This window comes from Amycolatopsis sp. CA-126428, assembly GCF_002904335.1.
Lineage (GTDB): Bacteria > Actinomycetota > Actinomycetes > Mycobacteriales > Pseudonocardiaceae > Amycolatopsis.
The window spans coordinates 1-8,477 of record NZ_PPHF01000073.1 but is presented as its reverse complement, the minus strand read 5'-3'; the positions used below and the strand labels follow the sequence as shown (position 1 = coordinate 8,477).

Genomic DNA, 8,477 nt, shown 5'->3' with positions numbered 1-8,477 from the left:
AGCAGGCGCCGGATCAACAATCCGATATATCGCCGATATAACGCGACGAAAATTCGCGAGTGGTTCACCCATACCTACCCTTTTACAACATCAAGTCATTCCGCGTTCACGCAGCTCAAGCACCTTGAACATTCGAATGCGACATGTGTCACACCTGTCACAAGGCGACGGCACCCCGATTGCATTTCTTCGACGACCTCGGCCGCAGCGGGCTGCTCTGCGTAGGCTACCTCGGCCCGCATGTGCCCAACACCAAGACCAACTATGGCCAGCGGAGTATTGATGGGAACGGTGGCGGCGGGCTCCGAGGCCATCGGAGCACGCCACCACCACTTCCTGCGTCTCACGCCGCGGTGATCGGCGCTTCCATGTCGATCAACGGATGAGCCGAACCTTCAGCGGGCCTGAGTACGAAGGCAACCCAGCCTTCGCATCGGCGGATGACCTCCAGCGACGTCTTCGGTGTCACGGGCAGGATCGTCACGGCGTACCAGCGGGCGCGTCGTTCCCGTCGCCGCAGGTGTTCGCGCACCCGGGCTCGAACAGCAGTCACGTCCTCGAGCCGGCAGCCGCTTCCCACGTACCGGCAGCCGCCCCGGGGATCCCAGGTGATGTACACCGCCGAGGTCGGCGTCGACGACACCCGCGCGTAGCGCGCTACGGCCATCGTGCAGGCCTGGAGGCCGCCGGCCGGCAGGTCGAGCACCGGCCGCATCAGGCCCACAGCCTGCTCGATCTGGCGCCGCATGATCGCGTTCGGCGTCATGCGCGCACCAACGGAGCGCCGTCATCTCCGAACAGGGCCCCCTCGACTTCGTCGTCATCCGGGTCATCGGCGATGATTACCCGCGGGGCAGGACCGTAGGTGTTCAGGACGTCGCGACTCTCCTGGAGGCTGACCTTGATCGCCTCGACGTTTTCGTAGCCACCGAAGACGGCCTTGCCCTGCGACTGCGAGAGCGTCGCAAGCCCGAGGGTCGCCTTCTGCACCGCCTGCGCTCCATCGAGCAGCATCCGTCGGAGCTTGACTGCTTCCGGCTCCGTCGGCTTCCCATCCCCGCCGCCGGACTGGTCCTTCGTGGCAGCGTCGATGGCCTCCTGCGAGCGCTGCGGGTCGGCCGCGTAGACGATGTGCCACTCCGAGTAAATCTCCGCCTGCACGTCGCTCAAGTCCATGACGGGGTCGCCGTCAACGAACGTGCCTTCCGGGTCGTTGTGCGTGTGAAACTGCTTGGCGATCCCCTCGTTGATGTGCGCGACGGCCAGTGAGTGCAGCGTCTTCAAGCCGCCCTTGGACTTGGCGAGCTCCTCCACCACGCGGTACGGGCGCATCCGCAGAGGCACGTAACGGACCTCACCGCCAGCCAGGGGATTCAGCTTCGACCCGCGGTCACGGGTGATCAGCCCGTCGAGCATCGCCGCGGCACCGCCGAGGACGCACAGCTCGGCGATCGCCGACTGGTCTCCGTCCAACGCCGCCCGGAGGACTGCGTCCAGGACCTCGAACGGCGTCTCACCCTGGGTCAGCTTCCACGTGGTCTCCCACACCTGCTCGCTGATCGGGCCGCCGTCGGCGAAGGCGTTAACTGCGACCCCGTAGCCCTCCCACGACCGATACCCGGACAGCGCCGTGGCCGCGATCTGCTTGCCGATCGCCAGGCGGTTCGGCCTGCTGTTGTTGAATTCCTCCGCAAACAGGGTCCGCATCTCGGGGTACCACGTCGTCAGGATCGCCCTGAGCGTGACCGCGACCGCCCACAGCCGGTGCGCGGGAACACCGAGTGTGGCGTGCATCTGCTCTACGGTGCAGCGGCCCTCGATCACCATCCGCTCGTCAGCGGTGATCAGGCGACCGTTGAGGGCGCGACGGAGCAGACGGGCCATTCCCTGCTCCGCCTGTGCCACCGCACCCCACGGTGTCGCGTCCGTGTGGATCGTCGCGATCACGTCCTCGCGCGCGGCGACCAAGTCGGTCAGCGGACCCGCGCCGTCAGTGGTCAGCCCGCCGACCACGACAACGGAAGGCGCGGTGGTGGTGTGCCCGGCGCGGATCGTCGCCTCGCTGAGGACCGCTTCCTTCAGCCCCTTGTTGACCCGAACGATCCGGGAGGTGAGCTGGTCACGCACGTGCCGAGCCGAGGCCCGCTGCACCGACTTGCTGGTGATCGTCCCGACGACGGTCTCGATGCAGGCGGTCGCCGCGTCGTCGACCTTCCCGCCGACCCGTCCCTTCCACATCGATACGAGGCGGGAGTTGCCGTCGATCGCGACGAGGTAGTACTCGTCCGCCGATCCATCCGCGAACCGGATTCGGATCGGGACGAGCAGCAATGGCTCCTTCACGCCGGACTGCAGGACGCTGGCGGTGTAGTCGTTGCCGACGGTCGAGTTGTCCGGAAGGGTCCTGACGAAGGCTTCCCGGATCCGCGCAGCGAACTCTTGGTGGTCGGCGACCTGCAGCTCGAGCATCGCATAGGGCCTGTTGTTCGGTCCGGTGGCGGTCGTGAGGTTCGCCGCCGGCCGCTCTCCAGTCGCGTTGTCGAGCTGATTGAGGAGCGTGTGGGCCCAGCGGGCGCCGGCCAGATCAGGGATGACGCCGATGTCGATGAACCGGTCGTGCTGCTGGGTGACGAACACGTCGCCCTCACCGACACGCTTGGAGTTCAGCAACGACGTCTGCCCGCCGTCCGCCGCCGGGTACGGCTCGACCAGCAGCTTGAATCGGTCCGGATCGGTCAGGCCGCCGGTGATCACCGACGCGGCCTCGTCGGGCAGGTTGACAGCCTGGTTGCGTTGCAGCGCGGACCGGACGGAGGTGAGGTTGCGTGCCGGGAGCGGTGTCGGCAGGGGCCGCGGTCGGTGCTTGAGAGCCGGCATCTTCCCGTCGTCGTCGGAGCCGGGCTCTGCTGTGGAGATCGATGTGGTGCTCACGGTGCCCTCCTAGGACACTCGCGCGCAAAGGCCGAGGGCGACGTGCCGTCTCGACCCCGCCGCCAGAGCCCGCATGCCGCGGGATGGGCGTCCAATCCGTCAGTCGCCGGCTCTCAGGTCCGGGTCGTGGCGGGCCAGCTCGGAGTTGCCGTCGGTCGGGTTGTGATTCCGGTCCGCCGACTCGTGCCGGGTTGATCATCCCGTGCGGGATGCCGCCGAAATCGCGTCACGCTGCAGCTCACAGGTCTGCGGCGCCCGAGTTTCAGGACCACCGAAGCGGTGCGCGATCGAGACTCGAAAGGCTCGACGCCTACAGGTTACCGCTGAGGTGATCTGGCTCACGGGCGGCCCTCGCAAGGCTGGTCCGAACGCAACATCGTCCCAGGTCATACGGCAACGACCCGTCGCGCTCACTGTCGTCTCCCGGCGCCGTGGATACCCGGCGTGCCCACGCTGGCAGGCGCGCTGGCGCGGCATCACTTGCGGAGGTTCTGGATGACGCGTTCGGCGATCTTCTGGGTGGCGCCGCACGGGTCGTGCTACCAGGACCCGGGTTCGGGTTTGTCGTCGGTAGCCCTACAGGTCGTGGAGACCTGGACCGACGAGACCATACTCGCCGCGACGAATCCGAGACCTCCACCGCACTGCTGGTCCTGACCCGACCGGCAACGGGCGCCTGCGCACCGACCCGGCCCCGATGCGCCCACATGAGGCCACGAGGGGGTCGGCTACAGCGGCGGCCCTGCCAGCACCCACGCCGTGCTGATCCGCGCCGCCCACGGGCTGAGCTCAAATCATGCTTCGACCGTTACAACCGACGCTCGATGAGAGACGTGATGACCATGACGATCAGGATCGTAGGCAAGGTCGACGAGTGGCAGACCAGCGCTCGACGGCGATGGTCACGACGCAGCGGCACCGGGTGGTGGGCTCGGCTTCGGATACGCAAACTTTTGCGCTTCGGCCAGCTACAAAGAAACAAAATTTGCATCACATAACCCATGCGCACTGTTTACAGCAACGACAACATCTAGGTAGGTGCAGCTCACAGCCACGCGATGCACTCAGAGAGCGATTTCTCACGCCACTCGCGTGAAGCGCCGCCAGATAGCCGCCACACCCCTGGAGAACAGCTCCTTCGAACGCCGGAGGGGCCGGCGCCCAGAACGACGTACGGCTAGACACACTAGATACGCAAAGACCACCGACAGCCACACCCCACATAGCCATCCATTCAGCGCGGCGCTGCCTGGCTTAAGTCCCGACAACTGAAGCGGCCAGGCTGCCACGAGGACGCCACCGAGACCCACCACCCCGGACACAGCCCACCGTTGGACCCGCAGACCTTTGCCGGTGATCCGCCCTGTATCAACGTACGCCGCAACAAGCAAAAGCAATACGACCCCGACGATCGACTCAAGCGGCTCCCATACACCCTCAGCAGCGGAAATGCTGACGGCAGCAGCCAGGACGACACCAAGCACTGCAGCCTGGTCCACCTTGATACTGCGACGATCGGCTACGCCTGGGACTCGCCCAGCGGAGCCCGGAGGTCGACGGCCCCCTGGCGTCTCATCAAACGCACCCGAACAACCAAAGGTCGTATCAGCCCCAAGCAATCGGTGAAGGCGCGGCCACCAGGCAGGATACCGTCGAACAAGATCAGCGAACGCCGGGCCCGTGCGCAGCATCGACTTGCAGTAATCGATCCAGTCGTCGTGCGACTCCGAAGCAGGGGCCAACTGAGTTGCGAGGTGACCACTCTCCAAGGCGTCCGCCAGCATTTCGGCGATCGTCAAGACTCGCGCACGGGTTCGACCCCATTGCGGACATGGCTTCGCGCCATAGAAGTATGGACGAAGTTCAGGGCGATCAATAAAGAATGAGTAAATCTCTCGCAAATCGGTTGTCGAATCACGAATCGCGCTCATCGCGGCGATTGAGTTACTGATCTTCGTTTGCCTTGCTACGGCCCTCGTTTGAAACGAAAGAAGGATGACAGAGAATACAAGGCCAACCAGGCCGCCGATCGCCGATATTGAAGTCAACATGTTCGATCACCTTGCCTTTTCGGTCAGCTGGCCAAACCAGCTTTATCACGCCAATAGGCAAGGCGGCTGGACGTGTGGATAGTGTCGGGATGATGTGGGCCGAATGCGCGAACTACGTCGTCCATCAGACTCTCGAGTTCCTCGGCCGCCTCACGTGAACACCCTGCCACGCCCAGCCACTCGGCGACGCTCTGTCGAACCCTGAGGGTATGCGGATGACTTGGTCCTAAGACCCGCTGGTGGTCTATCAGCAGTTCCCGGAGTGCATCGACCGCGCCAGCCGCGTCGCCGAGTTCGCCCTGCCAGTGCGCGCGGTTGCTTCGGTTCCACAACGCCTGGATGTCATCAGGCCCCAGCGCTCGCGTGATGTCCGCAATCAGTGCATCTGTTGCAGCGGCGGCGCCGGCTGGGTCTCCGTCCTCGCCTCGCCATTGGGCGAGGTTTGCTCGCACACTTAGAGTGTAGGGGTGCTCAGCACCGAGCACACGAGTGTTGTCCACGAGCAGCTCCTCGTAGTCGGCCACTGCGCCGGTCACGTCTTCGGCCTTTCGGCGCCAGTACCCGAGATGCCCTCGCAAGTTCAGGGTGTCAGGATCGTCGGGGCCAACCGCCTGCCGGTAGTCCTCGAACAGCGGGATGAACGCGGTCACGGCGGCTCTCGGGTCGCCCGCCTCGCCTTGCCAGCGGGCGTGTTCTTTGCGAGCACCGAGCACCACACGGCTGTCCGTGGGTCGGTTGTGCTGTCCGGCTGATGTGACGAGCTTTTCGTACGCCGCTGCAGCTGCGGAAGCTAGCCCCAGGTCGCCGAGGCTCTTCGCGGCACGGAAGAGAACGCGATACCCGGCACCATCCCACAGAGACGTCTCCGCATGCGCGTGGAGTGATTCAGCGTTCGAGCGCAGCACTTGCGCCACGTTAAGATCAGGTTCGACCTCGGGCCATACATCGAGGAGCGCTTGGGCGGTGACGTCTGCGATCTGGTCAAGACCGGAGTAGCTGAGGGTCTCGCGGATCGCGCGTTGGACCAGCGCGTGAATCCGTACACCGAGGTGGCGTTCGGTACTGATCAAGCTGAGTCGGTGCAGCCCACGCAGCACGTCCCGCACGTCATCGGGTCTGACGCGGCGTCCGGTGACGGTCTGCAGATACGTCAGCAGCGAGGCGCCCGTGAACACGTCGATCGGACAGCCATTGGGGTCCACCAGCGACGCGACTGTCAGCAATGGGCGTGCCAATCCCGCGGGCGTCAGGTGGTCGGCGAGGTCGACCGACAACGACCAGGTCGCTGCGACGGTGTCGCGATGGTCATCGGGTAGCTCACTGCGGGTGGGTAGTACATCTGCGAGCTTCCGGCGACGATCGGCCAGCCGAGCCCGATAGTCGGTGCATGACAGGTCACGGTCGATCAGATACGCGGCCACCTGCGCCAGCGCCAGTGGCAGGTGTCCGAGGTCCTCGGCGAGCTCCTCAGCACCGTCGGTCAGGTGCGGCGTGTCCGCAAGTGCGGCATGCAGATATGCCACGGATTCTTCAGGCGTGAAGACGTTTACCTCGAACATGGAGCGCCCCAGCCGCGCGAGCGCGGCGTCACGTCGCCGCGTTGTGATAACCACCTGCCCGCTTCCAACCGCGGGCGGTAACAAGCCACGCACGTCCGCCGGGTCCTGCACATCGTCCAGCGCGACTAGCCACGCCTTATCGGTCCCGGCCAGCCACGCGAGCAGCCGTTCCGCTGCATGCAGCGGGCCGCCTTCCTCGACACCGAAGACACGGAACGCCGTCTCGGCGTAGCCGGCGACGATCGCGTCCTTCGACGTCGCAGTCACCCACACCAGCAGATCCACGGCACGACGCGCCCACTCGCGTTCGACGTAGTACGCCGCGACCTGCGTCTTGCCCACGCCACCAAGACCAGCCAGCACCCGAATCTGCGTTGGCGTTCCCCAATCCATGCCGGAGCGCGCACCGCCGACCACCCCGGATACGCGCTGCTGGAAGCACCCAGCCAACGGCGGAACGACACCCACCCGCAGCGGCCAACGCGCGCTCCAAGGCCAAGCCGAACGGGCATCATCCACGGGCTTGCCTCCTCTCAGCGCATGGACGTCACACCTTCGCCTTCGCCCCCTCAGTCTCCGAGGATGGACGGATTGTTACGCGTAGCCGCCCCTGCAGGACCTGCACCTGCAAAAACATGCCTTGCCGTAACGATGCCCCGCCAGCGCGCGACCTCCTGACACGGCGTTGGCCTCGGGAGGTTGCAGTGACGAAATCCAAGGACAAACGAACCTCGGATGAAGATTCAACGCAGAGACGCACAAACGAGGCCAGCAGCTTCGACAATTCGACTAAAATCGATGGCAACAACAATTTTGTCGTGAACCCACACACCATTGGTCGCGACATGTACGTTTACAGTAAAGCTCGAAGAACTCGAAGCAGGAAGACAAAGATTACATTATCGGTAAGCGGGGTCACAATCCTCGCAGTCGCCAGCGTAATCGGTTGGACCGTATACAGAAATTCCGCCACGCAGGCGCCATTTACAGTCGCAGTGGAACCCCTTACACCGATGTGCGGAACCGGATGGATAGTTCCCCTGGAACCTGCGAAGGTAAATATAGCAACTCTTCAGAACATTAATTCCTTTCCACATGGCTGGAGAGATTGGCCAGATGGACGCGGAGGGGCTGCAGCCTCCGGCAATGGCTACGGAGGACATCTTCAACTGTCAGTACAGGGACGCAGCCAAACCCAGGTTGTTCTGACCGACATAACAGTGCGGACGACCGAAAGGCGGCCTCCGATCTCAGGCACCCTTCTCGAGCGCGGCTGCGGAGATCAGTGGGCCTTCAGATGGCTCGACGTAAACCTCGACAAGGAACCGCCTCAAGCCAAGCCAACATTCTCGCCTGGGGCTTACTTGCCCGACTCGCCAAGCTTCGAAAACAAGCCGATTGCGTTCCCATACCGCGTCGCAGAGACAGACGCTGAAACATTCGTCCTCGACGCCAACACAGCTACCTGCGATTGCCTGTGGGTTGTCGACATACATTGGTCATCAGCAGGAGAAAGCGGGATTTTGACCGTCGACGACCACGGAAAGCCATTTAGAACGTCAAGTACCTCAAATGCCACTCAGTGCGAAGTTACTGATCACCTCGAATGCACCTGATCAGCCGCAACACGGCTCGCCCGCGGACGCCGACTACCTGGTCCTTTATAACAACGAATGCCCAAAGATCATAGCAGCGAGCGCGCGATAGTCAGCAACCAAGCCACGGGGCGAGCAGCTTCTCCAGGTCCTCGTCCGACAGCGCCTGCGGGCCGCCGTGGAACTCGTGCCACCGCGAGGCGTCCCGCGCCGCAGTGTACTCGACCTCGAACGCCCGCATCAGCACGTACATGAACGTCACCGAGCTGGGGTCTGCCCAGACTTCGGTTGACACCGGAGCTGACTGTTTCTCAGGCCACTGACGCGGCCGTGTAGATGGT

Annotated in this window: 4 protein-coding genes; all 4 read right to left on the bottom strand. The window is 64.0% G+C overall.

The genetic code is table 11. From position 1 onward, the window contains the following. Positions 1 to 343: 343 nt before the first annotated feature. Positions 344 to 766 (bottom strand): hypothetical protein, encoded by a 423-nt coding sequence (locus C2L58_RS18335; RefSeq protein WP_103338810.1) that lies wholly within the window; start codon positions 764 to 766, stop codon positions 344 to 346. Next, positions 763 to 2,931, bottom strand: coding sequence for a hypothetical protein (locus C2L58_RS18330; protein ID WP_146073632.1), 2,169 nt, complete (start codon positions 2,929 to 2,931; stop codon positions 763 to 765). The genes C2L58_RS18335 and C2L58_RS18330 overlap by 4 nt, the downstream gene beginning before the upstream one ends. Before the next feature lie 2,074 nt (positions 2,932 to 5,005). Continuing rightward, a complete protein-coding gene (locus C2L58_RS18325) occupies positions 5,006 to 7,060 on the bottom strand; it encodes a tetratricopeptide repeat protein (RefSeq protein WP_146073631.1) in 2,055 nt (684 codons plus the stop codon). A 1,188-nt stretch (positions 7,061 to 8,248) separates the two neighbouring features. Beyond that, on the bottom strand, positions 8,249 to 8,431 hold the full coding sequence (locus C2L58_RS18320; RefSeq protein WP_103338807.1) for a hypothetical protein: 183 nt from the start codon (positions 8,429 to 8,431) through the stop codon (positions 8,249 to 8,251). Positions 8,432 to 8,477 lie beyond the last annotated feature (46 nt).

Bases quoted from the DNA above. Each gene is read 5' to 3' on its own strand.
- C2L58_RS18335 (WP_103338810.1), bottom strand. From the start codon at position 766: ATGACGCCGAACGCGATCATGCGGCGCCAGATCGAGCAGGCTGTGGGC.